At 67.2% G+C, this 25,733-nt stretch carries 26 protein-coding genes and 5 tRNA genes; 13 read left to right on the forward strand and 18 right to left on the reverse strand.

What is annotated here, in order from left to right; translation table 11 throughout:
• The first annotated feature begins 15 nt into the window (after positions 1-15).
• Positions 16-861, forward strand: a complete 846-nt coding sequence (locus GON09_RS13835) for an LLM class F420-dependent oxidoreductase (protein WP_129977154.1) — start codon at positions 16-18, stop codon at positions 859-861.
• 22 nt (positions 862-883) lie between these two features.
• A complete protein-coding gene (locus GON09_RS13840; protein WP_213932281.1) occupies positions 884-2,347 on the forward strand; it encodes an FAD-dependent oxidoreductase in 1,464 nt (487 codons plus the stop codon).
• A 48-nt stretch (positions 2,348-2,395) separates the two neighbouring features.
• On the opposite strand, the gene GON09_RS13845 is transcribed toward GON09_RS13840, so the two are convergent.
• The 9 genes from GON09_RS13845 to GON09_RS13885 all read right to left on the reverse strand — a co-directional run bounded on the left by GON09_RS13845 (position 2,396) and on the right by GON09_RS13885 (position 11,345).
• On the reverse strand, positions 2,396-4,000 hold the full coding sequence (locus tag GON09_RS13845) for a GMC oxidoreductase (protein ID WP_307854374.1): 1,605 nt from the start codon (positions 3,998-4,000) through the stop codon (positions 2,396-2,398).
• 21 nt (positions 4,001-4,021) lie between these two features.
• Positions 4,022-5,281, reverse strand: a complete 1,260-nt coding sequence (locus tag GON09_RS13850; RefSeq protein ID WP_213932282.1) for a hypothetical protein — start codon at positions 5,279-5,281, stop codon at positions 4,022-4,024.
• On the reverse strand, positions 5,275-5,826 hold the full coding sequence (locus GON09_RS13855; protein ID WP_016932258.1) for a nuclear transport factor 2 family protein: 552 nt from the start codon (positions 5,824-5,826) through the stop codon (positions 5,275-5,277). The genes GON09_RS13850 and GON09_RS13855 overlap by 7 nt, the downstream gene beginning before the upstream one ends.
• Before the next feature lie 15 nt (positions 5,827-5,841).
• Positions 5,842-6,036, reverse strand: a complete 195-nt coding sequence (locus tag GON09_RS13860; RefSeq protein ID WP_213932283.1) for a ferredoxin — start codon at positions 6,034-6,036, stop codon at positions 5,842-5,844.
• A 10-nt stretch (positions 6,037-6,046) separates the two neighbouring features.
• Positions 6,047-7,435, reverse strand: coding sequence for a cytochrome P450 (locus GON09_RS13865; RefSeq protein WP_213932284.1), 1,389 nt, complete (start codon positions 7,433-7,435; stop codon positions 6,047-6,049).
• Positions 7,432-8,217 (reverse strand): SDR family oxidoreductase, encoded by a 786-nt coding sequence (locus GON09_RS13870; protein WP_213932285.1) that lies wholly within the window; start codon positions 8,215-8,217, stop codon positions 7,432-7,434. Before GON09_RS13870 ends, GON09_RS13865 begins: the two co-directional genes overlap by 4 nt.
• Positions 8,210-9,397, reverse strand: coding sequence for a cytochrome P450 (locus GON09_RS13875; protein ID WP_213934444.1), 1,188 nt, complete (start codon positions 9,395-9,397; stop codon positions 8,210-8,212). Before GON09_RS13875 ends, GON09_RS13870 begins: the two co-directional genes overlap by 8 nt.
• Positions 9,398-9,472: 75 nt before the next feature.
• Positions 9,473-10,042 (reverse strand): TetR/AcrR family transcriptional regulator, encoded by a 570-nt coding sequence (locus GON09_RS13880; protein ID WP_129977307.1) that lies wholly within the window; start codon positions 10,040-10,042, stop codon positions 9,473-9,475.
• A 76-nt stretch (positions 10,043-10,118) separates the two neighbouring features.
• Positions 10,119-11,345, reverse strand: coding sequence for a cytochrome P450 (locus tag GON09_RS13885; protein ID WP_213932286.1), 1,227 nt, complete (start codon positions 11,343-11,345; stop codon positions 10,119-10,121).
• Between the two features lie 88 nt (positions 11,346-11,433).
• On the opposite strand from GON09_RS13885, the gene GON09_RS13890 reads away from it, so the two are divergent.
• The 9 genes from GON09_RS13890 to GON09_RS13930 all read left to right on the forward strand — a co-directional run bounded on the left by GON09_RS13890 (position 11,434) and on the right by GON09_RS13930 (position 19,437).
• Positions 11,434-12,030 carry a TetR/AcrR family transcriptional regulator gene (locus GON09_RS13890; protein WP_213932287.1) on the forward strand — a complete coding sequence of 199 codons (597 nt, stop codon included), beginning with the start codon at positions 11,434-11,436 and terminating at the stop codon, positions 12,028-12,030.
• 46 nt (positions 12,031-12,076) lie between these two features.
• A complete protein-coding gene (locus GON09_RS13895) occupies positions 12,077-12,907 on the forward strand; it encodes an oxygenase MpaB family protein (protein ID WP_129977159.1) in 831 nt (276 codons plus the stop codon).
• A gap of 161 nt (positions 12,908-13,068) precedes the next feature.
• Positions 13,069-14,538, forward strand: a complete 1,470-nt coding sequence (locus GON09_RS13900) for an aldehyde dehydrogenase (RefSeq protein ID WP_213932288.1) — start codon at positions 13,069-13,071, stop codon at positions 14,536-14,538.
• A 26-nt stretch (positions 14,539-14,564) separates the two neighbouring features.
• Complete coding sequence (locus tag GON09_RS13905; RefSeq protein WP_213932289.1) at positions 14,565-15,314, forward strand: SDR family oxidoreductase; 750 nt, start codon at positions 14,565-14,567, stop codon at positions 15,312-15,314.
• A complete protein-coding gene (locus tag GON09_RS13910) occupies positions 15,311-16,198 on the forward strand; it encodes an NAD(P)-dependent oxidoreductase (protein ID WP_374195322.1) in 888 nt (295 codons plus the stop codon). Before GON09_RS13905 ends, GON09_RS13910 begins: the two co-directional genes overlap by 4 nt.
• Positions 16,195-16,563, forward strand: coding sequence for a carboxymuconolactone decarboxylase family protein (locus GON09_RS13915; RefSeq protein WP_213932291.1), 369 nt, complete (start codon positions 16,195-16,197; stop codon positions 16,561-16,563). Before GON09_RS13910 ends, GON09_RS13915 begins: the two co-directional genes overlap by 4 nt.
• Positions 16,560-17,669: a TIGR03857 family LLM class F420-dependent oxidoreductase gene (locus GON09_RS13920; RefSeq protein ID WP_213932292.1), complete on the forward strand. Its 1,110-nt coding sequence runs from the start codon at positions 16,560-16,562 to the stop codon at positions 17,667-17,669. The genes GON09_RS13915 and GON09_RS13920 overlap by 4 nt, the downstream gene beginning before the upstream one ends.
• Positions 17,666-18,730, forward strand: coding sequence for a phosphotransferase family protein (locus GON09_RS13925; RefSeq protein WP_213932293.1), 1,065 nt, complete (start codon positions 17,666-17,668; stop codon positions 18,728-18,730). Before GON09_RS13920 ends, GON09_RS13925 begins: the two co-directional genes overlap by 4 nt.
• Positions 18,731-18,774: 44 nt before the next feature.
• Complete coding sequence (locus tag GON09_RS13930; RefSeq protein ID WP_213932294.1) at positions 18,775-19,437, forward strand: class I SAM-dependent methyltransferase; 663 nt, start codon at positions 18,775-18,777, stop codon at positions 19,435-19,437.
• A gap of 1 nt (position 19,438) precedes the next feature.
• Here GON09_RS13930 and GON09_RS13935 read toward each other — a convergent pair whose 3' ends face one another.
• The 8 genes from GON09_RS13935 to GON09_RS13970 all read right to left on the reverse strand — a co-directional run bounded on the left by GON09_RS13935 (position 19,439) and on the right by GON09_RS13970 (position 23,965).
• A complete protein-coding gene (locus tag GON09_RS13935; RefSeq protein ID WP_213932295.1) occupies positions 19,439-20,530 on the reverse strand; it encodes a prenyltransferase in 1,092 nt (363 codons plus the stop codon).
• The gene (locus tag GON09_RS13940; RefSeq protein WP_213932296.1) at positions 20,517-21,248 is read right to left on the reverse strand and encodes a class I SAM-dependent methyltransferase; all 732 of its coding nucleotides are present in this window, start codon (positions 21,246-21,248) and stop codon (positions 20,517-20,519) included. The genes GON09_RS13935 and GON09_RS13940 overlap by 14 nt, the downstream gene beginning before the upstream one ends.
• Complete coding sequence (locus GON09_RS13945; protein WP_213932297.1) at positions 21,242-22,480, reverse strand: glycosyltransferase family 4 protein; 1,239 nt, start codon at positions 22,478-22,480, stop codon at positions 21,242-21,244. Before GON09_RS13945 ends, GON09_RS13940 begins: the two co-directional genes overlap by 7 nt.
• Before the next feature lie 246 nt (positions 22,481-22,726).
• Positions 22,727-22,800 (reverse strand) — tRNA-Asp (locus GON09_RS13950).
• Positions 22,801-22,887: 87 nt separating this feature from the next.
• Positions 22,888-22,964, reverse strand: a tRNA-Phe gene (locus tag GON09_RS13955).
• A 40-nt stretch (positions 22,965-23,004) separates the two neighbouring features.
• Positions 23,005-23,078 (reverse strand) — tRNA-Asp (locus GON09_RS13960).
• Positions 23,079-23,132: 54 nt separating this feature from the next.
• Positions 23,133-23,205: transfer RNA gene (locus GON09_RS13965), tRNA-Glu, on the reverse strand.
• 100 nt (positions 23,206-23,305) lie between these two features.
• Positions 23,306-23,965: a TetR/AcrR family transcriptional regulator gene (locus tag GON09_RS13970; protein ID WP_213932298.1), complete on the reverse strand. Its 660-nt coding sequence runs from the start codon at positions 23,963-23,965 to the stop codon at positions 23,306-23,308.
• A 322-nt stretch (positions 23,966-24,287) separates the two neighbouring features.
• Here GON09_RS13970 and GON09_RS13975 point away from each other — a divergent pair.
• Positions 24,288-24,360 (forward strand) — tRNA-Lys (locus tag GON09_RS13975).
• A gap of 60 nt (positions 24,361-24,420) precedes the next feature.
• On the opposite strand, the gene GON09_RS13980 is transcribed toward GON09_RS13975, so the two are convergent.
• Positions 24,421-25,056 (reverse strand): hypothetical protein, encoded by a 636-nt coding sequence (locus GON09_RS13980; protein ID WP_213932299.1) that lies wholly within the window; start codon positions 25,054-25,056, stop codon positions 24,421-24,423.
• Between the two features lie 174 nt (positions 25,057-25,230).
• Between GON09_RS13980 and GON09_RS13985 the strand changes: the two genes are divergently transcribed.
• Entirely contained in the window at positions 25,231-25,692 is a 462-nt protein-coding gene (locus GON09_RS13985; protein ID WP_213932300.1) for a hypothetical protein, read from the forward strand.
• Positions 25,693-25,733: the final 41 nt, after the last annotated feature.

The following is a 25,733-nucleotide window of genomic DNA, read 5'->3' on the forward strand; positions in this document are numbered from 1 at the left end:
AGGAGAGGGGCAGCTGTGCGCCACGGAATCACCCTGTTCACGAGCGACCGGGGAATCCGGCCCGACGTCGCCGCCTCGACCGCGGAGAGCCGCGGTTTCGACAGTTTCTACGTCCCCGAACACACCCACATCCCGGCCCGCCGCGAATCCGCACACCCGGGAACGGGCAACGAGACCCTCCCCGACGACCGCTACATGCGCACCCTCGATCCGTGGGTGGCGCTGGGCCTCGCGGCCGCGGTGACGTCGACGATCACACTGGGCACCTCCGTCGCGCTGCCCCTCGAACACGATCCGATCACCCTCGCCAAGACCATCGCAAGCCTCGACCATCTTTCCGGCGGGCGCGTGCACTTCGGCGTCGGATTCGGTTGGAACGCCGAGGAACTCGCCGACCACGGGGTGCCACCGAAGAAGAAGCGGACCGCGCTGCGCGAATATCTCGAAGCGATGCAGGCGCTGTGGACAGAGGAGGAGGCCTCCTACGAGGGCGACTTCGTCGCATTCGGGCCCAGCTGGGCGTGGCCGAAACCCGTGCAGCAGCCGCGTCCCCCGATCTTCCTCGGAGCCGGTTCCACCGACCGCAACTTCGATTGGATCGTCCGCCACGCCGACGGGTGGATCACCACCCCCACTGAGGACAATGTCGTCGACAACGTCGCGCGCCTCCACAAGGCGTGGGCCGATGCCGGGCGCAGCGGGACCCCGGATGTCCTGGCCTTGGCCGGTCGCTACGACGCCGAGCAATCGAGACTGTGGGCCGATGCCGGTGTCACCGAAGTGATCTTCGGACTGCCCGACCGCTCCGAAGAGGACGTCGTCGCGTACATCGACCGGCTCGCTTCGAAACTCGACCACTGATCACCGACCGGAACGGATCCCCATGAGCACCGATCTTCACCCCGTCCCCGCCGACACCGTCACCACCTGGAACCACGAAGCCGACGTCGTCGTCGCCGGTTACGGCATCGCCGGTGTCTCGGCGTCCATCGAGGCCGCCCGCGCGGGTGCCGAGGTGCTCGTCCTCGAGCGGACCGGCGGATGGGGCGGCGCGGCCTCGCTGTCCGGAGGGATCATCTACCTCGGCGGTGGCACCCCGCTGCAGAAGGCACTCGGATTCGAGGACACTCCCGAGAACATGAAGGCGTTCATGATCGCCGCTCTCGGCCCGGGGGCCGACGAAGCGAAGATCACCGAGTACTGCGAGGGCAGCGTCGAGCACTACGAGTGGCTCGTGGACAACGGCGTGGTATTCAAGGAGAGCTTCTGGGGCGAACCGGGCTGGGAGATCCCCGGCGACGACGGCCTGATGTACTCCGGCGGCGAGAACTCCGCACCCTTCAACGAGATCGCGACGCCCGCTCCGCGCGGCCACGTCCCCCAGATGACCGACAAGCGCACCGGTGAGAAGGGCGGCGGGTTCATGCTCATGCAGCCGCTGTCGCAGGTCGCCGAAAGCCTCGGTGTGCGTTCCGAATACGACGTACGGGTCCAGCGGTTGATCGTCGACGGCGACGGACGCGTCGTCGGCCTGGCGGCCAAGCAGTACGGCAAGGACGTCCACATCCGCGCCCGCCGAGGCGTCGTCCTCGCGACCGGCAGTTTCGCGTACAACAAGGAGATGGTCGCCTCCTACGCGCCCCAGCTGACGGGACGACCGGGCGCGGCGATCGAGGAACACGACGGGCGCGCGATCCGCATGGCGCAGGCACTCGGCGCCGACCTCGCGCACATGGATGCCACCGAGGTCGCCTTCTTCGGCGACCCGCAGTTGATGGCGCGGGGCATCCTCGTCAACGGCCGCGGTCAGCGTTACGTCCCCGAGGACACCTATCCGGGCCGCATCGGTCAGCTCACGTTGCTCAGGAACGACAACCAGGCGTACCTGATCATCGACGAGCAGGCGTACGAGGAAGGTTGTGCGGCAACGAGTTCGACGCCCTTCTTCCGGTTCCGGCCGAAGTGGGTCGCGGAGACCGTGGCCGAGCTCGAATCCGACATGGAGCTGCCGGCCGGAACGCTGCAGGCGACCGTCGAGGTGTACAACCGGCACGCGGCGAACGGCAGCGATCCGGTGCTGGGCAAGAAGAGCGAATGGGCCAAGCCGATCGGCAGCCCGATCGCCGCACTCGATCTCCGTAACTGCACCGCAGGTTTCACGCTCGGTGGCCTGCGCACCTCGGTCGACTCGGAGGTGCTGCACGTCTCCGGCGACCCGATCCCCGGCCTGTTCGCCGCGGGTCGCTGCACGTCGGGTGTGTGCGCGTGGGGATATGCGAGCGGCACGTCGCTGGGAGACGGAAGTTTCTTCGGTCGTCGCGCCGGCCTGTCGGCTGCGAAAGACTGACAGCCGGAACGGTTCCGGTGGCCACGGCCACCGGAACCACCCATCGGGTCAGAACACGCGATCCAGGTCGCGCGAGACGATCTGATCGGCGCCGTACTCGGCGAGCGCCGCGATCGTCATCGACGGATTGCACGCCCCGGTCGATCCCGGAATCTTCGCGCCGTCCACCACATACAGGCCGGGCTGGCCGTGCACGCGACCGGCGTCGTCGCACACCGCCCCGAACGGCGCACCCCCGAGCGGATGGAAGGTGTTGATGTCGACGGCGTTGACGTCGATGACGATCGAGGCCGGTCCCGCGATCCGCCGGATGCGGGCCTCGATCGCGCGGGTGAGTTCCCGGTCGTAGGCCTGATCCCAGTTCAGGACCGCATCGTCGCGGCCGGCGTCGTAGTGCCAGACTCCTCGGCCGTCGACGATCCCCAGACCGATCATCGTGGTCGTTCCCACATCGACGGGGAACGGCACCGGCCCGGTGACGATCATCAACGGTCCGGCGGGATCGGTGTAGTCGCGCATACCCACACAGGCGGGCCCGCCCTGATGGTCGCCGGGGCTGACGAGCGGACTCGTCACGGCGAACACCCGGTCGCCGTTGTTGCCCCATCCCGTTCCGACGCCGTCGGGAAGATCGGGGACGAACCCCTTCGCCTTCGCCTTCACGAGGAGACGGGTTGTGCCGGCCGATCCGGCACCGAGGAACAGCGACTGTGCGAGGATCCGCTTACGTTCGAGAATCGTTCCGTCCGTGTGGATCCGGTCGACGTGCACGATCCAGGTGCCGTCCGGAGCGCGCTCCATGTCGCCGACCCGGTGCAGCGGCGCGACCGTGACGAGCCCCGTGCGTTCCGCTTCGGCGAGATAGGTGACGTCGACCGAGAACTTACCGCCGTTGTTGACTCCGTAGATGACGTCGCCCGTCGTGTAGGACGGTTTCAGTTCCCCGGTCAGCTCCCGTCGCGCGAAGTCCCAGTCGATGCACATCGGCACCCTGAACGTGTCGTAGCCCTCCGAGCCTGCACGGTCCAGGAACTGGCGTGAGGACCGGTACCGATCGTGGTCGAGCAGATCGTCCGGGATGGTCGCGACCTGCAGCATCCGCGCCACCCGCCGGTAGTGGTCGGAGGCCAGCAGGTCGTAGTCGATACGCGAGGACACCGAATCGGAGAATCGCTGCCCGTCGGGTTGCACGGTCATGCCGTGATAGGCCAGCGAACTCCCACCGACCCCCGCGCCGCACATGACGTCCATGCCGTTCCCCGGAACCCGTTCGATGAGCCCTGTGAACGGTTCGGTCGGGATCGGCGGAGTACCGGTCATCACCGGGACGGACGACAACCACGACATCCGCCGGTCGGGTTGCAGCATGTGTGGGAACGTCTCGGCGTTCGGACCCGTGGGCCAGCGGATACCCCGTTCGAGGACCAACGTCTGCACACCGTCCCGGCCGAGATGCAGCGCGGTGATCGCACCGCCGAATCCGCTGCCCACGACGACCGCCCGGTGGCGTTCCTCGGTGACCTCGGCGCGCGCTCGTGGAACAGCGGTCAACGACAGTGCTGCGACAGCGGCGCCACCGACTGCGCTCGCGCGCAGGAAGGTACGACGCGTCAGGGACTCGGCGCGGGCCCCGATCCCGTGCTCGATATTCACGAATGGATCTCCTGGAGGAAGTTAGAGGACGGTAAGCGGCAGAGGTATCCCTCGATCCACGAACTCGAAGGACGAACCCGAGCTGTAGCGGGTCACAGCCACTTCCGGACATTCCTTCGTCGGCTGCTCCTGCCGGACCACCTCGACGACGAGCGCCTCCGCGCTCTCGGAGACCACCTGCGTGGAGAAGTGCGGGTCGACGCCTCGCACCAGAGCGTCGAGCGGTCCGAGATGGTCGGAGTCGATCAGCGTGGGCCACGCCCCGTCGGCCTGGGCACCACCGCGCCGGGCGATCCGCACACCGAGGCCTTCGTCGTCGTGACAGATCGTCCTCTCGACGTACTGACGCGGCGCCAGCAGGGGGTGGACGTCCATGACCGTGGCCAGACCCGCGAAGGTCGGCGGCAGGGCGAGGACCCGGTGGATGCGTTCGGCCGTCAGCCCTGCGATGCCGGTGAGCTGTTTCCGTGCGAGGCCGAGGGCCGACTGCTCGTCGGTGCGTTTACGCACGCCCATGAGGAAACCCAGAGTGAGCATGTGCTGTTGCAACGCGACCTCTTCGGCGATGCGCACCAGCGCCGACTTCGAGAAGTCGCCGAACCGGAGATCGGCGAGCAGCGGACCCGAATAGTCGTGCACCCCGTCCCCTTCGAGAACGATCGGGCTCAGGTCGACGGCGACCGCGGCCGACCTGCCGAGCGCTTCGGTGTGCGATGCCACCGGCGGCGGTCTGTGCGACGGATCGATGGTCACCGTCCACGCGCAGTGCGGGTGCCGGTCGGCGGACAAGCGCGGGGGCCGGTGGATCGGACGTACCTGCACGTGCGGATTGGTCGCAAGCGCGGTGGCGTCGAAGGTCGGGTCCTCGATGTCGTGACACATCGCGGTCACGTAAGCGTCGCCGAGCGGTTCGACGTCCATCAACGCCCCGCAGTGATCGAGCCAGAACTCGCCGTGGTCGCGGTCGTGGACGCGGTAGCGGAAGTCCATGAACTGCGGGGGTGCCCCGATGTCGAGTTGCATGCCCTTGAAAATGGTGACGACGTCGTCGCCCTCGAACTTCAGGGCCCGCTGCATGCGACGGGTGTACCACGGCGAGGACGCCTGCCATTCCTCGATGGCCACCTCCGCCATGCCCTCCCGACCGAACGCCGAGATCAGATGCGCCATCCCGGATCGGTCGATGAGCTGACCGCACAGCAGCAGTTCGGGAACGAGCGCGGCGAGGTCGGTGCGGGAGAGCGCAGCGAACGATTCACCGGTGTCCACGGTTGTCACCACAACGGAACCGGTGACTCGCCGACCCGGTACCAGCCGGGAAGGCGCTTCTTCGCCGTCGATCGCTCGATCCGTTTCTGCATGCCGTCGGACAGCGCGTTCGCGGTGATCATCTCGAGGAACAGGTGCGAGACGTTGCCGAAGTCGAAGAAGTCGCGCTGCCACGACCACTGGAAGTCGCCGCCGTACCGGAACCAGCTCCCGCCGATGCCGTGGACGGAGTAGTGCTCGCCGTCCTCGCGGGTCGCATCGGCCATCTGCTTCCAGAAGCCGATCACGTCGCCCGACCGGTCGTCGACGACGAACTGCTGGTAGGGATACTGCCAGCCCTCGAGTCCGTCCATCTCCTGACCGAGCGCGAGTTCGCGGATCTCCTCACGGCCCACGGCCATGAACTCGTCCTTCGGACCGTAGTTCCAGCCGTAGGTGGCGTCCTCGGTGTACATCTCGGCCAGCGGCTTCCAGTCGCCCTCGGCCTCGGCGCGCTTGTTGGCGTCGACCCAGCGGGTGATCATCTCGTCGAGCTCGGCACGATCGAACGTGGCCATCCGGTCTCCTGATCCTCAGTCTTCGACGATGCGAAGGGCTTGTGTGGGGCAGTACTTCACGGCTGCTCGTGCATCTGCGTGCATCTCGTCCGGCACGGGGTCGAGAAGGATCTCCACCTCACCCCGCTTGGCGACGGCGAACACGTCCGGCGCCTCCATCGAGCACATCGCGTGCCCCTGGCACAGATCGAGATCTGCTTCGATCCTCATCTCGCGAACCTCACTCCTGCGTCGCCGTACCGCTGTTCGATGCCCCCCGGGTGCGACGTCGGCACCGCACGGCACACGGCTGCTCGAGCTGGACCACCATCTTCGAGTGATCGTTGCGATAAGTTTCGGGCGGCTGGGACAACTCGAACTCGAAGTCGCGCAGCAGGACCGAGAATATGGCCTTCAACTGCATGAGCGCGAATGCCGCTCCCACACAGCGGTGCCGGCCGGCTCCGAACGGTATCCAGGTCCACCGGTTGACGATGTCCTCCTGGTTGGGGTCGATGTACCGGCCCGGATCGAAGGTGTCGGGGGCGGGGAAGTCCTCCGGGATCCGATTGGAGATCGCGGGGGTGGCACCGACGAGATCGCCTCGCGCGATGCGGTATCCGGCGACCTCGAAGTCGTCCTGGGCCACCCGCAGGAGCAGGATGAGCGGCGGATGCAGCCGCAGCGTCTCCTTGAGCACCGCCTCGAGAATCGGGATCTGCCGCAGCGCATGGAAGCTCACGCTTTCACCGTCGGCGTAGAGGACGTCGAGTTCCTCGGTCACCCGCTCCATGTACTCGGGATGCCGCAGCAGTTCGATCAGCGCCCAGGCCGCCGTACCCGAGGTGGTGTGGTGACCCGCGAACATCATCGAGATGAAGATGCCGGTGATCTCGTCGGCGCTGAACCGTTCGTTGCCGTCCTCGTCCTCGATGGAGACGAGGACGTCGAGCATGTCGCGATCCTCCTTGCCCTCCGGCGGATTCGCGATGCGTCCGTCCATGATCTCCTGCACGAGTGCCACGAGTCCGCGGCGGGCCTCGTCGCGTCGCCGGAAACTCTCGATCGGCGCGTAGGGATCGACGAAGGCCAGTGCGTCGGTACCTTTTTCGAGGTCGTGGTAGAGGTGGGCGAATCGGCCGTCGAGCTGGTCGCGGAACTTCTTGCCGATCAGGCAGGCCGACGAGGTGTAGATGGTCAGCTCGGCGAAGAATTCGAGCAGGTCGATTTCGCCTTCGTCGCCCCAGTCGGCGACCATGTCCTGGACCTCGCGGTCGATGGTCGCCGCGTGGCCTCTCATCTGTTCGCCGCGCAGCGCCGAGTTGTGCAGCATCTCCTTACGGCGCTCGGGGCTCGCATCGAAGACGACCCCCTCCCCGAAGACCGGCTTCATGAAGGGATAGGCCGCCTGCTGGTCGAGTTCCTCATCCGCAGCGCGGAAGAAGAACTCGTTGGCCTCCGCCCCGGAGAGGAGCACGACCTTCTTGTCGGCGAGCTGGAAGACACCGACGTCGCCGCACTCCTGGCGGACGCGGCGCATGAGCGCGATGGGATCGGTGCGCAGTTCCTCGAGGTGGCCGTGTTCGTGTTCGCCGCCGGACACACGCCGGGGCTCGACGAGTGTGGTCATGAACGGTCCTTCCGCAGGGGTGCTTCGGGTTGAACCTCGATGAGCACGATGTGGGCACCGCGAGGGGCCGAGACGACGGAGAGCGCGGCCGCGGCGATGTCGGATGCACGAAGGAAATACGGGTGCCGGGCGAATCCCCATGTGCCCCAGTCCCCGAGCATCGGTTCGAGGACCTCTGCCGGCGCAGACATGCCGGCACCGGTCTGCGTCGGCCCCGGGCGCACGACCGACGCCCGGACGCCCGTGCCCTCGAGTTCCATCCGCATCTCGCGGACGAGCGCTTCGAGACCGGTCTTCGCCGCGTTGTATGCGCCCATCCAAGGCCGGGGTATCACGGCACAGTCGGATCCGATCACGACGAAGTCGCCGCGCCGTCGGTCGATCATGCCGGGCAGCGCGCGGTGGGCGAGTCGTTGCGTACCCATCAGGTGCACGTTCACCTGGAAGGCGAAGCGGTCGGGATCCATCTCGTGAGGCAGCGCGAAGTCCATGTCACCCGCTCCCGAGACGACGATCTCCGTGGGTCCGAGGGTCTCCTCGGCCGCCGTGACGAACTCGTCGACGGATTCGGTGGACGACACGTCGAGGAAGTGGGCGAAGGCTTCTCCTCCCTCACCACGGATCTTCTCGGCGATCGCCGTGCATTCCTCCACGCGACGAGCACCCAGAGCGACGGGATGCCCGTGCTCGGCGAGCGCGTAGGCGGTGGCCGTACCGATCCCGGAGGAGGCGCCGGCGACCAGCGCGGGACGGCGGTCGGGATGGGGTTCGAATCTAGGCATGTCGTTCGGTGACCTCTACAGGAAGGGCCGCGAAGCCTCGGACATTGGTGGAGTGGACGCGTTTGCAACGGTCCTCGTCGATCTCGTAGTCGGCGACGCGCCGGGCGAACTGTTCGAGTGCGATGTTCGCCTCGAGGCGGGCGAGATGCGCGCCGAGGCAGAAGTGAACTCCCCCACCGAAGCTGGCGATCTTCTGGGAGCTGTCGCGTCCGATGCGGAAGTCGTCGGCGGCGTCGAAGACGTCGGAGTCGCGGTTGGCGGAGCCGATGAGCAGCAGGACCTTGTCGCCGGAACGGATGGTGGCGTCGTGCAGGTCGATGTCGTCGACGGCGGTGCGGGCGACGATCTGGCTCGAGGTGTCGTAGCGGAGCGTCTCCTCCACCCATTGCGGTGCACGCGTGGGATCGCGGAGCACCCGCGACACCTCGGACTTGTCGTGCGCGCCCCAGTAGAGGGCGTTGCCGAGGAGTTTCGTGGTGGTCTCGTTGCCTGCGACCACCATGAGGAACATGAATCCGATGATCTCGTCGTCGGTGAGCCGGTCGCCGTCGATCTCGGCGGCCAGCAGCGCCGACGTGAGATCGGAGGTCTCCTGCTTCCGGCGCTCGGCGAGCATGTCGGCGTAGTAGCCGACCAGGTGCAGTGACGCCTCCATCGCGGCGACCGGTACGTCGAGCACACCCTCCTCGCGATGGACGACGAGGTCGGCGAGTCTGCGGATCTCGTCGCGATCGGATTCGGGCACGCCCATGAGTTCGGAGATCACATCCATGGGCAGCTTGCCCGCGAACTCCGAGATCCAGTCGAATTCCCTTGCCTCGACGGCAGGTTCGAGATAATGCAGGGTCAGCTCGAGGATGCGCTCCTCGAGGTCGGCGACGCGACGCGGGGTGAAGCCCTTGGAGACGAGGCGACGCATGCGCATGTGACGCGGGTCGTCCATCGCGAGGAAGGACATCACCTTGTGGGCGCCCGGGCCGTAGGCGGACGGATCGAGCGAGACACCGTTGGCACTCGAGAGCCGGGTGTTGTCGCGGAAGGCCGCGACGACGTCGGCGTGGCGGGACAGCGCCCAGAATTCGAGGTCGGGGTTGTAGTAGGCCGGTTCCTCCTCACGGAGGCGGCGGTAGGTGGGATACGGATCGTCGTGGAAGGCGTAGTCGTACGGGTTGAAGACCACGGGGCCGAGCGTCGGTGGATCGGGCGATGCGGGCCCTGCGTGCGACGCGGAGCCCGGGGATGCCTGGATCATGGATCACTCCAATAGAAGTCGGGCGGATGTCTCCAGCCTGTCGGCGAGTTTCTCGTAGGTGCCGTAGCCCATGCCGGCCCGGACCAGCGCGCCGGCGTAGAGCAGTTCGAGTGCTTCGAGTTCGTCGGGATCGGAGTCGGCGCCGAGTGCCGCCGAGATCCGGTGACGGATGTCGAGTCCGATGCGCGCGCGCAGGTGTTCGACATCCGGGTCGTGACCGAGCAGTGCACTGGTGACGGCAGCGGCGAGTTCCGGTTCGTCGGCCAGCAGCAGCGCGATTCCCCGGAGTACCGCGACCACGCGATCGGCACGGCTCGTGTTCCCGGCGTCGGCCGCGTCGGCCGTGGCAGCGTTGGCCAACCGGCGCCAGAACACTTCGGCGACGAGGTGTTCCTTGGACGAGAAGTAGGTGTAGGCCGTGGCCGGGGCGACTCCGGCACGGGCGGCGACCATGCGCACCGTCAGCCCCGCGAATCCCTCCTCGCGGAGCACCTCGACCGCGGCCTGCGTGAGCCTCGCTACCGTGTCGGCCTGCTTCTCTGTCAGGCGACGACGGGTCGATTCGAGATTCACATTTCTGGACACGTGTCTGGACATTACTACGGTCGAGTGGGGTCGGCAATGCCCAGAATGCGGTCATACGCCGAATTCAGCGCTGTCGTGGGTAGATACGGACGGGCATCGACTTGATGCCGTTGATGAAGTTCGACCGCAGCCGCCGCGGCTCACCCGCCGGCTCGACCCGATCGATACGGGCCGCGAGGGTCTCGAACATCACGCGCAATTCGAGCCGCGCCAGATGCGCTCCGAGACAGAAATGCACGCCCGTCCCTCCGAAGGCGACGTGCGGATTGTGTTCCCGCCCGATGTCGAAGGCGTGCGGTTCGTCGAAGACGTCCTCGTCGCGGTTCGCGCTCGGGTAGTACACGATCACCTTGTCGCCCCGCTCGAGCCGCTGGTCGCCGATCGACACCGGGCAGGTGGGCGTGCGGCGGAAGCCCAGCACGGGGCTGACCCATCGCAGAATCTCCTCCACGGCGCTGTCCACGAGTCCGGGATCGTCCTGCAACCGGCGCCATTGCCCGGGATGGTCGACGAAGGCCTGCATCCCACCCGAGATCGCGTTGCGTGTCGTCTCGTTGCCCGCGATCACGAGCAGGACGAAGAACATGTCGAACTCCATCTCGCCGAGCGTGTCGCCGTTCTCGTCGGGGCACACCAGCTTCGAGACGATGTCGTCGCGCGGTTCGACGCGTCGCTGCGCGGCGATCTCGTTGGCGTACAGGAAGACCTCGGCGGCGGCGAGCTCACCGTCCTCCTGGGTGGTGCCGTATTCGGGGTCGTCCCAGCCGATCATTCGGTTCGACCAGTCGTACAGCTTCCCGACGTCCTCCGCCGGCGCGCCGAGCAGCGCTGCGATCACCTCCAGCGGGAGGGGCGCCGAGATCGCCGGGACGAAGTCGATCACCGCGCCGTCGCGCCCGGCCTCGATCGCTGCGTCGACGGTGCGTTCGCACGTCCGCCGGATGCGGTCCTCGAGCGTCTTGACCATGCGCGGGGTGAAGCCCCGGCTGACGAGCTGCCGCAGGCGGGTGTGATCCGGCGGGTCGAGGTTGAGCAGCATGGACGCCTGTTTCAGGCGCGTCTCCTCGTCGAAATCGTCTATCTGGGTGGTCCCGAGCGCCGAGGAGAAGGTCGCGCTGTCGCGGGAGACCGCGACGACGTCGGCGTGCCGGGTGACCGCCCAGAAGCCTTCGCCGCCGGTCTCGGGTTGTCGGTGGACCGGACAGGTGCGCCGCAATTCCGAGAAGTAGTCGTGCGGAACCTCCTTCGCGAAGACGTCGGGGTTCTTGAGATCCGTGGGTGATGTCGTCATGAAGCCGCCCTCGTTGCGGGTGTACGAATGGCCTTCGTTTACAAGCTACTCATCTTCGTTTCGAATGGAAGACCCTTAGACTGTTTTCATGGCAGGCGACAACTCCCGGCCCGTGCGGCGGCGAACACTGACCCGCGACAAGGTCGTCGCAGCAGCGCTCGGAATCGTCGACGAGCTCGGATGGGACGGGCTCACGATGAGCACCCTGTCGTCGCAGCTGGGAATCGTCACTGCCTCGCTGTACAACCACGTCCGCAATCTCGACGACGTGCGGGCGGCCGTGCAGATCCGCGCGATGACCGATCTGGGAGCACATCTGCGCGAGGTCGCCATGGGCCGCAGCGGACTCGACGGACTGCGCGCGCTGATCGACGCCCACCACGCCTGGGCCGTCGATCATCCCCGCCGCTACGGAGCGCTGACCACCGCGCCGGTGGATCGCGACGGGCTCCTCGCGGCCGCACTGGACGCGAACGTCGCCCTGCGCACGATGCTCGCGTCCTGCGGGGTACCCCAGGAGGAGACACTCGAGGCCGCGATCGGCATGTTCGCAGCTCTGCACGGTTTTGCGGTCCTGCAGGGCAGCGGTTTCCTCGGCGACGAACTCGACCTCGACCACGTCTACGAGACCGTCGTGCGCGGAGTTCTGGCCGGCGTGACCCTCGACCCGACGAAGACGCGCTAGAGTGACACCCATCAACTGAACACGTCCGTCTTCAGATGGAGGGGTCATGCGGACGATCGACACTCTCGGCGATCTCGTCTCACCACTCGGCGGCACGATCAACGCCGCCAACGTCATCATGCAGCTCGCCCATCCCGGCGTCGGCCAGGGCGTCGTCGACAGCACGGTCGACTCCGGCCGGGCCGATCTCCATCCGATCAAACGGGCCCGCACGACCGGCACGTATCTCGCGGTCGCGGTATTCGGTACCGCCGCCGATCGCGACTTCGTGCGGGAGTCGGTGCGGAAGATCCATGCCCGGGTCGCCTCACCGCCCGGCGCGGAGGTCCGCTACAGCGCCAACTCCCCCGCCCTGCAGCTGTGGGTGGCGGTCTGCCTGCTCAAGTACTTCATCGATCAGCACGAGTTCCTGTACGGCCCCCTCACCGAGGAGCAGTACGCCCGGGTTCTGCGCGACGGCGCACCCCTCGCGACGACGCTGAACGTGCGACCGGAGTCGTGGCCCACGACCCGCGAGGAGTACGAGGAGCTGTGGAAGGCCGGCCTCGCCGACATCTCCATGAACGAGCACGTGCGCGAGTACCTCACCGAACTCTGCAATCTCGCGTTCCTCGAGGTGCGCCTCGGATCACTGGGCCGCGGGATCCACCGGCTGCTCGGCAGGTCGTTCGAACTGATCACCCGTGGTGCACTGCCGCCCGAGTTCCGCGACGTCATGCACTACGAGTGGACCGCCGACGACCAGCGCCGCTTCGACCGCTATCTCGTGGCGGTCCGGCGTCTGCACCGCGTCACGCCGTGGATGTGGCCGTTGCTGTGGAAGATCTACCTGCTCGATCTGCGCACCCGACGACGCCTCGGGCTGCGCGTGTTCTGACCGGCACCCGCCGGACCCTCGTCGAGACCGGTGTTGTGCGCGAGAATGTCGAATTCTTCGTACACAACACCGGTTTCGCCCGTTTTCGACGAACCGTTGCGTTCTGTCGCGTCGCCGAACTATAGTCCAGACACCTGTCCAGGACATCAGGGAAGGTCTCGATGACGCTTCGCCCCACCGACAGCTCCACTCTCCTGATCGACGGAAAACTCGTGCCCGGCAGCGGAGGCACCTTCGGTGTCACCGACCCGAGCACCGAGGAGTTACTCGGCCACGCGGCGGACGGCACCGCAGCCGACATGGATACCGCGATCGCGGCCGCGCGCCGAGCCTTCGACGACACCGACTGGTCGCGCGACCACGCTTTCCGGGCCCATTGCCTCCGGCAGTTGCGCGACGCCCTGCGCGAGCACATCGAGGAACTGCGCGAGATCACCATCGCCGAGGTCGGCGCCCCCCGATTCCTCACGAGCGCCGCCCATCTCGAAGGACCCGTCGACGACCTGCTCTACTTCGCCGACCTCGCCGAGAACTATTCGTGGATGCAGGATCTCGGCAACGCCTCCCCCATGGGCATCGCGACCCACCGCTATCTGCTCAAGGAGGCGGTCGGGGTCGTCGGGGCCATCACCCCGTGGAATTTTCCGCACCAGATCAACTTCGCCAAGCTCGGACCCGCCCTCGCCGCCGGGAACACCGTGGTGCTCAAACCCGCACCCGACACCCCGTGGTGCGCGGCCCTGGTCGGGAGGATCGCGGCCGAGGAGACCGACATCCCGCCGGGTGTGCTGAACATCGTCACCTCGAGCGACCACCGGCTCGGCGCACAGCTGAGCGAGGATCCGCGCGTCGACCTGGTCTCGTTCACCGGCTCCACCGCGACCGGCCGAGCCGTGATGCGCGCGGCCGCCGAGACGCTCAAAGAGGTCTTCCTCGAACTCGGCGGCAAGTCGGCGTTCATCGTCCTCGACGACGCCGACCTACGCGGTGCCTGCTCGATGGCGGCCTTCACCGTCTGCACGCATGCCGGGCAGGGCTGCGCGATCACCACTCGCCTGCTCGTCCCGCGCGAGCGCTACGACGAGGCCGTGGCGCTGACCGCGAAGTCCCTGAATGGCATCCGCCCCGGCGACCCGCGAGACCCCGGCACAATCTGCGGGCCGCTCATCTCCGAGAAACAACGGCAGCGCGTCGAGGGCTACATCCGCCTCGCCGTCGAGGAAGGCGGCACGATCGCCGCCGGTGGCGGACGTCCCGCCGAACACGAGCGGGGATTCTTCGTCGAACCCACCCTCGTCGCCGGTCTCGACAACTCCGCTCGGGTGGCACAGGAGGAGATCTTCGGTCCGGTCCTCGTGATCCTCCCCCACGAGGGCGACGACGACGCGATCCGCATCGCCAACGACTCCCCCTACGGCCTCTCGGGTTCGGTATACGGCACCGATCCCGATCGCGTCGCGCGGGTCGTGGCCGGTGTACGGACCGGGACGCTCGGCGTCAACGGCGGTATCTGGTACGCCGCCGACGCACCGTTCGGTGGCTACAAGCAGTCCGGGATCGGCCGCGAGATGGGTGTCGCCGGTTTCGAGGAGTACCTGGAGACCAAGCTCGTCGCCGAGCCCGCGAACTGATCGCATCTTCCGAAAGGACCTACGAGATGGCACGTTTCACAGGACGTACCGCGATCGTCACCGGCGCGGCCCAAGGCATCGGTGAGGCGTACGCCCGTGCGCTCGCCGCCGAGGGCGCGCAGGTGGTGGTCGCCGACCTGAATGCCGAACTCGGCGAACAGGTCGCCGAGCAGATCGTCGCCGACGGCGGTACCGCGACCTTCACCTCGGTCGATGTGGCCGACACCGTCTCGGCCGAAGCACTCGCGGCGTCGACGGTGGAGACCTTCGGCGGCATCGACCACGTGGTCAACAACGCGGCCATCTACGGCGGTATGAAACTCGATCTGCTGCTGACGGTTCCATGGGACTACTACAAGAAGTTCATGAGCGTGAACCTCGACGGCGCCCTCAACGTCACCCGCGCGGTGTGGCCGCACATGACGAAGAACGGCGGGTCGATCGTCAATCAGTCGTCGACGGCAGCATGGCTGTACTCGGGCTTCTACGGACTCGCGAAGGTCGGGATCAACGGACTCACACAGCAACTCGCGGTGGAGCTCGGCGGATCGAACATCCGCATCAACGCGATCGCCCCCGGCCCCATCGACACCGAGGCGACCCGCACCACCACTCCCGCGAACATGGTCGCCGACATGGTGAAACAGCTTCCTCTCCAGCGGATGGGCACACCCGACGATCTCGTCGGCATGTGCCTGTTCCTGCTCTCCGGCGAGGCCGGATGGGTCACGGGGCAGATCTTCAACGTCGACGGCGGGCAGGTGATCCGCTCGTGACCGGACGCTACGGATACATCGGGCTGGGCAACATGGGCGCACCCATGGCCCGGCGGTTGCTCGACAGGCCGGGAGGCCTGACGGTGCTCGATACGCGACCCGAGGCCGTGACCCCGTTCGTCGAGGCCGGCGCGAAGGCCACGTCCTCTCCCGCCGAGTTGGCTGCCGAATGCGACATCGTCTCCATCACGGTCCTCGACGACACCCAGGTCCGCGACGTCGTGACCGGCCCCGACGGGGTGCTGTCCTCCGCCCGTCCCGGCACCGTCGTGGCAGTGCACTCGACGATCTCCGACACTACGGCCGTCGAACTCGCCGAGATCTGCGCGAGCAGGGGCATCGATCTCGTCGACGCCCCCGTCAGCGGTGGAGCACCGGGTGCGAAGAACGGAACTCTCGCGGTGATGGTCGGCGCGAGCGACGACGCCTTCGGAAGAATCGAGGAACCCTTCGGCAGCTTCGCGTCGCTCGTCGTGCACGCGGGGCCCGTCGGCTCCGGAACGCGGATGAAACTGGCCCGCAATCTGCTCCACTTCATCGCGTTCACCGCGGCAACGGAGGCGCAGCGGCTCGCCGAGGCCGCCGGGCTCGACATCACCGAACTCGGCAAGGTCGTCCGCCACACCGACGCGATCACCGGTGGCGCGGGTGCGATCATGTGGCGCGACAGTACGTCTCCGCTGGCACCGGAGGATTCGTGGTTCCCGATCTTTTCGCACGTCCGCGCCCTCGGCGAGAAGGATCTCGCGCTCGCACTCGATCTCGGCGACCGTCTCGGAATCGACCTTCCGCTGGGTGCGCGAGCGTTGACCGATCTCGGCCCCGGGCTCGGCGTCGGTATCGGCGAGGTCGCGCAGACCCGTTCCCGGAAGGAGCCCGCATGACGGACGACACCCGCCGCCGCGGCCTGGAGATGATGTCGAAGGTCTACGGCTGGGAGATGCAGGACGGCCCGGGAGATCATTTCGCCGTCACCGCCGACCATCTGTTCGCGGACATCTGGTCGCGGCCCGGACTGAGCATCCGCGACCGTCGACTCCTGCTCCTCGGCGCCCTCACCGCGCAGGGACTCACCGACGTCGCGGAGATCCAGATCGCGGCGGCCCTGCACAACGAGGAACTCGACGAACAGCAACTCCGCGAGATCGCCTTGTTCCTCTGCCATTACGTCGGGTGGCCGCTGGGCACGAAGCTCGATTCGACGATCGGCAGCGTGCTGCACAAGCGGCGGGCCGCGAACCGGTCGTGAATACACCCGGTGGGTCCACGCCCGAGCCGGACTGTCCGGAACTCGGGTTCTACGGTCTCGGCGGACACACCGACGACCCGCGGGCGTTGCTCGACGAGATCGCCGTCGCCGAGGAGATCGGCCTCGGGTCGGTCTTCCTGTCCGAACGATTCGACACCAAGGACGCGGCAGCTCTGGCCGGTGCGGCGGCCGCGGCGAGCCGCACGCTCGGGATCGGCACCGCCGCGACCAACCCTCACACCCGGCATCCTCTCGTCACCGCGACGATGGCGACCACACTGCACCGGATGAGCCGCGGACGGTACGCCCTCGGACTCGGCCGCGGCTTCGACGTGCTGTTCGATCTCATGGGACTACCGCGCGTGACGTCGGCGCGACTCGAGGACACCGCCGAGCTGCTCCGTACCCTGTGGCGCGGTGACGCCGTCGCGGACCACCACGGACCGGCCGGCGAATTCCCGTATCTGCGACGCACCGCCGAGGGCGCCGACCGTATCCCGATCCTCATGGTCGCCCTCGGTGAGCGCACGCTCGAACTGGCGGGACGCGTGGCCGATGCCGTCGTCCTGCACACCTTCTTCACCGACAACACACTCGCGCGCGCCGTGCGAACGGTGCGACGCGCCGCCGAGCAGGTCGGGCGCGACCCGCGGTCCGTCCGCATCTGGTCGGTTCTCGCGACCGTCGACGAGTCGATCCCCGAAGACATGAGGTTGCGGAAGCTCACCGGCCGTCTCGCAACCTACCTCCAGGGATACGGCGACGTCCTCGTCCGCACGAACGGCTGGGATCGGGAGGTACTGAACCGCTTCCGCGATGATGCCGAGGTGCAGGCGAATTCCGGACCGATCGACGCGGCGCCGACCGATCTGCTGGTCCACATCCGCTCGTTGCTGCCCGACGAGTGGCTCGCCGCAAGCGCGACCGGCAGCGCTCGACAGTGCGCGGCTCGCATCGCCGACCAGTTCGATGCCGGCGCCGACAGCGTGATCCTGCACGGCGCCACGCCCACCGAGCTCGCTCCGATCGTCGCCGCCTGGCGGAACGTCCGCGACGCCGAACGTTTCGCATCCCTACCCGCCAATCCCGGCCGGAGCGCACCATGACCGACCTGTTCCTGTCGGTGGACGACCTGACTCCCGAACGGCTCTCGGCCGTGCTCGGCGGCACGGTGCATACGGTGGAGGTCGAGCGGATCGGAACGGGTCAGATCGCACTGTGTTACCGGCTCGTCCTGACCGGCGACGACGTGCCGTCCTCGCTCGTCGCGAAGCTCCCGTCGCCCGATCCCGCGACGCGGAGGATGCTGGCCGGCGCCTACCGCGGGGAGGCGCGCTTCTACAGCGACATCGAACGGTCCGTCGCAGTGCGTACCCCCACCTGCTATCACGTCGCGTTCGGTGAGGACGGAGAGTTCACGCTGCTCCTCGAGGACGCCGCTCCCGCACTGCCCGGCGACCAGCTCGCCGGATGCACCGTCGACGAAGCACACGACGCCGTCCGCAATCTCGCCGGATTGCACGGTCCCCGCTGGTGCGCTCCCGAGCTGTACGAGTCGGACTGGCTCACCACGACAAACGCCGAGCAGGCACGGATCCTCGCCGAGCTGTACGGCCCGGCGATCGAGACCTTCCTCGACCGCCTCGGCGATCTGCTCGGCCCCGACGACCGCGACACGCTGCGGGCCTGCGCAGAGCTCACCGAGGAATGGGTGCTCGCGCGATCCGACCGGTTCGCGCTGCTGCACGGTGACTACCGGCTCGACAACCTCCTGTTCCCGCCCGACGGCGACGGTGTGGTCGCAGTGGACTGGCAAACCCTGACGGTGGGGCTTCCCACCCGTGACCTCGCGTATTTCGTCGGCACGAGCCTGTCCCCAGGAACCCGCCGGGAGCACGAGCAGGATCTGGTCTCGACCTATCACCGCGCCTTGCTGTGCCACGGGGTGGAAGGTTACGGCCTGCAGCAGTGCTGGGACGACTACCGCTTCGCGATGCTGCAGGGACCTCTCGTGGCGGTCTTCGGGTGCGCCTACGGCACGAGGACCGACCGCGGCGACCACATGTTCGCGGTGATGGTCGAGCGGTCCTGCGCGGCGATTCGCGATCTCGACAGTCTCACCGTGGTAGCCGAGAGCATCGGACGGCGCGGCCGATCGGTAGGGTGATCCGGGATACACCGCACCACGCGAGAAGAACGGAGATCCATCCGATGTCCCGCACCACCCTGCCCAGCGAAGTGATCGAACTCGCCGAGGCGACACCGGGTTTCATGCCTCAGGACGAGGGAACCGCGTTGCACGAGGCTGCGGTGCAGTACCTCGGTGACGGCGTCGGTGTCGAGATCGGTACGTACTGCGGCCGGTCGACCGTGTATCTCGGAGCCGCGGCGAAGGCGACCGGCGGCACCATCGTCACCGTCGACCACCACCACGGTTCGGAGGAGCACCAACCGGGCTGGGAGTACCACGACCCGTCGCTGGTCGATCCGCACACCGGCCTGCTCGACACGGTCGGTGCCCTCCGGCACACCCTGGCCGACGGCGACCTCGAATCGCACGTCGTCGCCGTGGTCGGCAATTCTCCTGTGGTGGCGTCGTTCTGGCGCACTCCGGCGTCGTTCGTGTTCATCGACGGCGGTCACAGCAGCGAGGCCGCCCGTGCGGACTACGACGGGTGGGCGAAATGGGTGCGCATCGGCGGCGCCCTGATCATCCACGATGTCTTCCCCGACCCGAAGGACGGTGGCCGGCCGCCGTACGAGATCTATTGCCTCGCACTGGAGAGCGGCGAATTCGTCGAGAAGTCCGTGACGTCCTCCCTGCGGGTTCTCGAACGCACCGGCGGAACGGTCGGATCCCTGCCCGGCAGCTGAGTTACGGGACGAGCACCGGGCAGCGTTCGGTGCAGCGGTCGGCTCCCACCTGATGGGCGGGTGCCGCAGAATCCCGGAAGACGGCGTTTCCTCCCGTCGTGCGCGAGAGCGCGTCGGCGGCGAGGATCACCGCCGCACTGGTCCACGAACTGACCTCCACCGGCCATCTCTTGCCGTCGGCGTAGACGAGACCGGTCCAGTACGAACCGTCCGGATCGCGCAGATGCTGCATGGCAGCGAACAATTCGCGGGCACGACCGGCGTGACCGAGAGCGTCGAGCGCCAGGACCAGCTCGCAGGTCTCGGCCCCGGTGACCCACGGCCGGTGGTCCACGCAGCGGATCCCGAGCCCGTCGACGACGAAATCCGACCAGCGCTCGCGGATCCGTTCGTGCGCGTCGGTGCCGCGCACCGCACCGCCGAGGATCGGGTAGTACCAGTCCATCGAGTACTCGGGCTTCGGTGTGAACGCCTCGGGGTGCCGGCGCAGCGCGTGACCGAGACGGATCAGCGCGACCTCCCATTCGGGTTGTGCCTCACCGATCAGCTCGGCGATCCGCAGTCCGCACCACAGGCTCTGGTGGATGCTCGAACAGCCCGTGAGCAGGGCCTCGTCGAACATGCCGCCGTCGCCTCGCGCCCAGGAGATCTGTCCGCCGGGCAACTGCATATCGACCACCAGATCGAGTGCGGCGCACACCGTCGGCCACATGTGCTCGACGAACCTGCGATCGTTCGTCACGAGATGGTGGTGCCACACACCCACGGCGATGTAGGCCGTGAAATTGCTGTCGGTGTCGTGGTTTTCGACGACATCGCCACGGAACTGGATGGGCCACGACCCGTCGGCGCGCTGCGTCCGCCGCGACCACTCGAAGGCGGCCTCCGCCTCCTCACGTAAACCGGTGGCGGTCAACGCCATCGCGGATTCGATATGATCCCACGGGTCGGTGTGCCCACCGGGAAACCACGGGACCGCCCCGGACGGCTCCTGCATCCGCGCGATGGCCCGGCCCGTCGCCAGGCTCTGTTCCGGCGACAGCACGCCCGGCACCGAGGGCACCGTCACGCGTGCGGGTTCACCGCGACGCACCGGCGGTTCCCGGCTTCTCGAGGTAGAACACGACGCTCTTCCCGATGACGGGGTCGAGGATCTTTTCTGCCGTCCGGGTGATCCACGGCGCCTTCATGAGATCCCAGACCAGCAACCGGTGATACGCCTTCGCCAGCGGATTGTCGTCGTTGTCGACTCCGACGGCGCACTTGAGCCACCAGTACGGCGCGTGCAGCGCGTGGGCGTGATCGGTGCCCGAGACCACGAGGCCGGCGGCGGCGAGTTTCGCGGCGAGTTCGTCGGCCTTGTAGATGCGGACGTGCCCGCCCTCCACCTCGTGGTAGGCGTCCGACAGTGCCCAGCAGATCTTCTCGGGCAGCCAGCGCGGGACGGTCACAGCCGCCACGCCTCCGGGTTTGAGGACCCGGACGAGTTCGGCGATGGCCCGTTCGTCCTCCGGAACGTGCTCGAGCACCTCGGAGATCAGCACGAGGTCGAAGGTCGCGTCGTCGTAGGGCAGAGCGAGCGCGTCGCCGACCTCGGCCCGGGCCAACGCGCCCTCCGGGACCTCGCCTTCGAGTTCCATCGCGACGAACATGTCGGCGACGGCCTTCATGTCGTCGGCGCTCTGATCGAAGGCGACGACATCCGCACCGCGGCGATACAGTTCGAACGAGTGACGACCCGCACCGGCCCCGATGTCGAGGGCGCGTATCCCCGGTACGACGCCCAGGCGGTCGAAGTCGACGGTCAGCATCCGTTCTTCCCCTCTCGGTGCGCGGCAATCGCTCTTTCGTAGACTGCGGCGGTCTGCGCCGCCACGGCCGCCCAGCTGTAGCGTTCGAGCACGCGATCGCGGCCCTTCGCGCCGAGACGCCGACGTTCGGCGGGGTCGTCGAACAGGGCCGCGAGCCCTGCTGCGAGCTGCTCGGAGTCGCCCGGGGGCACCAGAAGACCGGCATCCCCGACGACCTCGGGGATGGCGCCGGCCCGGCTCGCGACGAGCGGCGTTCCGCACGACATCGCTTCCACCGCCGGGAGCGAGAATCCCTCGTACAGCGATGGCACCGCGGCGATCTCGGCGGAGGCGAGCAGGTCGGCGAGCTCGGTGTCGTCGATCCCCGAGACGATGCGCACGACATCGCCGATCGCGAGTTCGTCGATGAGCTTCTCGGTCGCACCACCCGGTGCGAGCTTCGAGACGAGGACCAATTCGATCTCGCGTTCGGTGCGCAGCTTCGCGACCGCTTCGAGCAGCGTCGGAACCCCCTTGAGCGGGGCGTCGGCGCTCGCGACGCAGACGATCCGGCCGGCCACACGCTCGGCCTGCCGCGGAGCGAACGTCTCCGTGTTCACGCCGAGCGGGATCGTGTGGATGCGTTCGGATTCGATCCCGAAGGCCGTCCGGATGTCGTCGGCCGAATTCTCCGAGACCGTGAGCAGGGTGGGGATACGACGCGCCACCTTCTCCTGCATGCGGAGGAATCCGTACCACCGCCGGAGCGTGATCCTGCGGCGGAGGGTGGTCGCGGAGGCCAGATCGAGTTCGCGGTCTCGGGTGATCGGATGGTGGATCGTCGCGACGAGCGGAAGATCCTCGGCGATGCGCAGCAGACCGGAGGCGAGCGACTGGTTGTCGTGCACGACGTCGAAATCGCCGAGACGCTCGCGCAGCAAGCGCGCGGCGCGCAGACCGAAGGTGCGCGGTTCGGGGAAGCCGGCGGTCCACATGGTGGCGACCTCGAGGACGTCGATCAGATCGCGGTACTCGCCCGGCTTCGGGGTGCGGAACGGATCGTCGTCGCGGTAGAGGTCGAGACTGGGCACCTTCGTGAGCGCCACGCCGGGATCGAGCTCGGGGTACGGCTGCCCGGAGAACACCTCGACGGTGTGTCCTTGGGCGACGAGTTCGCGGCTGAGATGGCGAACGTAGACCCCTTGGCCCCCACAATGCGGCTTGCTCCGGTAGGACAACAGAGCTACGCGCACATTCCACCTCGGGTTCCGCTCGGAGGGCCAGATCGCTCGGACAGATGTCCACTAGTTGTGTAGGGCACACACTAGAACATGTTTTGTGCCCTCACGATAGCGAGCCGGGCCTCGGCCGGTGAGGATCGGCGACGCGAGTGGGAGCCGACGCACCGAACGGGCAACCGTGACGAAGCTGCAGCAACGACGAACCTGCAGCAACGACGAAACCCCGGTATCGATGTGATACCGGGGTTTCGCCTGGAGCGACCCTGACGGGACTCGAACCCGCGACCTCCGCCGTGACAGGGCGGCGCGCTAACCAACTGCGCCACAGGGCCATGAGGAACTTTTCGTTCCCATAGCATGACCCACCGTATCCGGTGGGTCGGGTCTTATGAAATTGATGGTTGTTTGCCGGACAACCGTGGTGGCCAGGGCCGGGATCGAACCGGCGACCTTCCGCTTTTCAGGCGGACGCTCGTACCAACTGAGCTACCTGGCCGGACGGCACCCGAACCGAATGCCGATCGTATCTCTAGGAGCGACCCTGACGGGACTCGAACCCGCGACCTCCGCCGTGACAGGGCGGCGCGCTAACCAACTGCGCCACAGGGCCATACATATTCACTTCTCACACCAAGATACTGCACACTTCGACGAGGTCGAAGCGTACCCCCTACGGGATTCGAACCCGCGCTACCGCCTTGAAAGGGCGGCGTCCTAGGCCGCTAGACGAAGGGGGCCCGATCGGATTTCTCCGAACCGCACCCTCAACGGGTTTGGCGTTCCGTTGGGAGCTTGGACAGCTTATGCCACGGCATTCCTGATTCACAAATCAGCAGGTCAACCGGCCGATTCGTCGTTGTCAGGCCTGCTCGGCCATCCCTTCTCCCGCCAGCGCTCGAGCCACTCCTCCGAGGCCATCGCCTCGAGCGGCACCTCTACACAGGCTTCGAAGCGCGCACGGACGTCGGTGTCCGGCGACGTGAGGTCGGCGAGATAGCGCTGACCGGCGAGGGACGACGCGATCGCCTCGACGAAACGACGAAGATCGACATCGGGCCGGAACAGGCCTTTCTCCTGGGCCTCGCGTGCCAGTTCGTAGCCGGCCCGCCCCCACACGACACTACCCCGCAACCTGACCTCTTCCGCGAACTCCGGTTCGGTGACGAGACGGAACTCCGCGGCGATGACCACGTCGTCGTGCAGGGCCGCACCGAGATCGCCGATGAGTCCGTGCAGTCGTTCGAACGGATCCAGACCCGGCACGTCCTTCCATTCGGCGACGATCGCGCGGTAGTGCTCGAGCCCTTCGTCGAGGACCGCCCGGGCCAGATCCTCCTTGGAGGCGAAGTGGAAGTACATCGCGCCCTTGGTCGCGTTCGACTGGTCGAGGATTGCGTTGATCGATGCTGCAGCGAAGCCTCGCCGCGCGAATTCGGTGGCTGCCGATCGGACGATCGCAGCTCGCGTACGTCGAGCACGCTCCTGTTGACGGGGCATGGGGAAATTCAGCCTTCCACGTTCCTGCGTTCCCCCGCGAGACAACTCTAGTCTGCCCCCGCAATCCCGCCCACGGGTCGTGTTCCACCGGGTGAAATGAGGAACTCCACGTCGGCGACATCGGGGTTTTCACAGAACACACCGAGTGGTACGCTTTGTCCGGCTCGGGTGCGGAGCAGGGGGTGAGCACCCGGGCCGCTCTCATTCCTTCACGGGCGGCGCCCACACCACGCGGTGTCCGATATCATCGACCGCGCAGTGGGTTGCAGGGTCGTTCCCGAGCAGTATGGTGACGAGCGATGTGGTTACACTGTGCGCCCATGCCCCTATAGCTCAGTTGGTAGAGCTACGGACTTTTAATCCGCAGGTCGTAGGTTCGAGCCCTACTGGGGGCACCGACAACGCCGGCGTCGTACGCGACGCCGGCGTTCGTCGTTCCGAGAGGTTGTCCCCCGCTACAGGCGGTGCGATCCGGGCGGGACGTCGTCGACACTCCGTCCGAGTTCCTTCTCCGCATCGCGACGCGCATCGAGCCGCTCCTGCTCGACCCGGCGCCGCTCGAGATCCACGCGGGCCTGTTTCAGGTCGCGTCCGCGCTTGCGGTAGCGGGTGAGCGCGACGACGAACACCATCGCGGCCAGCGCTCCGAGGATCGCTCCGATCAGCGTGGCTCCGCGGAAACCCGGAGCATCCACGTCGAGGATCCGCTCACCGGCGTGCGCGCCGTTTCCGGTGCCAAGCACGACCGCCAGGGTCATGAGGTTCGGCAGAGCGACCACCAGCGCGAGCACGCCGAAGACGATCTGCAGTCCACGGTGGTACCTCCAATTGCGGACCTGCCAGATCCACGCGAGCAGCGAGATCGGGATCGCCGTGCAGAGGATGCCGAAGAGCAGACCCCACAGCACTCCCCGTGTGAATCCACCGTCCGCGAGCCCGGCGATCCGCTGCGCCCACCAGCGAGGAACGAACGCCGCCAACGCGTAATAGGCGATCACCAGCACGATCAATGCCACGACCACCGCGATGGTCTTCTTCGCCCAGGGCGGCAACCCCTTCCGCGAACCGGTCTCGACATCGCTGTTCGTCATCCGGAACCTTCCTCGCCGATCGGTACGTGAGCACGTGCCGTATGCATGTCAGCCTACGGACCACCGCTTTCACAGCAGGTCCCTTCACACTGTGAATTTCACCCGGTGCGGTTGCCCGACTTTGTATACGGTGACCCGCAGGGGTAATCGAACGTTCACCGTCCGGGGAGGAACATGCGCAGTTTCGTGGACCTGGGCCTGTTCCTGGCCGCTGTCGCCCTGGGGATCGGGTCGGTGTTGCCGGTGGTCGGCGGAATACGTCCCACCGAGATCCCCCTGGTGGCGTTGCGCGACGGCTTCCCCGCCGGTGACCTTGCGGGTGTCGCGGTCCCGGGTCTGCCGTTGTACGAGTCCCTCGCGGTCCCGCTCGTCGTCGCCGCAGTGCTGTTGCTCGCCGCCGCGCTGTTCGACTCGGTGGCCGTCGGGTGGGCCGGGACGCTGATCGGCGTCGCCACGGCGGCGGTGTTCTGGACGCGTCTGTTCCAGACCCACGGTGAGTACGTCGAACTCAATCGCAGTACGACGCTGACCAATCAGAACGGGACCGTCCTTCTGCTCAGCGGCACGCTCGTCGCGCTCCTGTGCTGCCTCATCGCCCTGCGTCGCTCGTCGACGAACCCTGTTTCCCTCGACTGAGCTTCCCCACCGAGCCTCCCCCTGTAGCGGGGCCGATCCCG

The organism is Rhodococcus sp. B50 (assembly GCF_013602415.1).
Classification (GTDB): Bacteria; Actinomycetota; Actinomycetes; order Mycobacteriales; family Mycobacteriaceae; genus Rhodococcus.

What these genes read in the sequence shown, in the direction of transcription:
- GON09_RS13840 (WP_213932281.1), top strand. Translation starts at nt 884, where the DNA reads ATGAGCACCGATCTTCACCCCGTCCCCGCCGACACCGTCACCACCTGG.
- GON09_RS13855 (WP_016932258.1), bottom strand. Translation starts at nt 5,826, where the DNA reads ATGGCCACGTTCGATCGTGCCGAGCTCGACGAGATGATCACCCGCTGG.
- GON09_RS13860 (WP_213932283.1), bottom strand. Translation starts at nt 6,036, where the DNA reads ATGAGGATCGAAGCAGATCTCGATCTGTGCCAGGGGCACGCGATGTGC.
- GON09_RS13865 (WP_213932284.1), bottom strand. Translation starts at nt 7,435, where the DNA reads ATGACCACACTCGTCGAGCCCCGGCGTGTGTCCGGCGGCGAACACGAA.
- GON09_RS13870 (WP_213932285.1), bottom strand. Translation starts at nt 8,217, where the DNA reads ATGCCTAGATTCGAACCCCATCCCGACCGCCGTCCCGCGCTGGTCGCC.
- GON09_RS13885 (WP_213932286.1), bottom strand. Translation starts at nt 11,345, where the DNA reads ATGACGACATCACCCACGGATCTCAAGAACCCCGACGTCTTCGCGAAG.
- GON09_RS13890 (WP_213932287.1), top strand. Translation starts at nt 11,434, where the DNA reads ATGGCAGGCGACAACTCCCGGCCCGTGCGGCGGCGAACACTGACCCGC.
- GON09_RS13895 (WP_129977159.1), top strand. Translation starts at nt 12,077, where the DNA reads ATGCGGACGATCGACACTCTCGGCGATCTCGTCTCACCACTCGGCGGC.
- GON09_RS13900 (WP_213932288.1), top strand. Translation starts at nt 13,069, where the DNA reads ATGACGCTTCGCCCCACCGACAGCTCCACTCTCCTGATCGACGGAAAA.
- GON09_RS13905 (WP_213932289.1), top strand. Translation starts at nt 14,565, where the DNA reads ATGGCACGTTTCACAGGACGTACCGCGATCGTCACCGGCGCGGCCCAA.
- GON09_RS13915 (WP_213932291.1), top strand. Translation starts at nt 16,195, where the DNA reads ATGACGGACGACACCCGCCGCCGCGGCCTGGAGATGATGTCGAAGGTC.
- GON09_RS13925 (WP_213932293.1), top strand. Translation starts at nt 17,666, where the DNA reads ATGACCGACCTGTTCCTGTCGGTGGACGACCTGACTCCCGAACGGCTC.
- GON09_RS13930 (WP_213932294.1), top strand. Translation starts at nt 18,775, where the DNA reads ATGTCCCGCACCACCCTGCCCAGCGAAGTGATCGAACTCGCCGAGGCG.
- GON09_RS13940 (WP_213932296.1), bottom strand. Translation starts at nt 21,248, where the DNA reads ATGCTGACCGTCGACTTCGACCGCCTGGGCGTCGTACCGGGGATACGC.
- GON09_RS13970 (WP_213932298.1), bottom strand. Translation starts at nt 23,965, where the DNA reads ATGCCCCGTCAACAGGAGCGTGCTCGACGTACGCGAGCTGCGATCGTC.
- GON09_RS13980 (WP_213932299.1), bottom strand. Translation starts at nt 25,056, where the DNA reads ATGACGAACAGCGATGTCGAGACCGGTTCGCGGAAGGGGTTGCCGCCC.
- GON09_RS13985 (WP_213932300.1), top strand. Translation starts at nt 25,231, where the DNA reads ATGCGCAGTTTCGTGGACCTGGGCCTGTTCCTGGCCGCTGTCGCCCTG.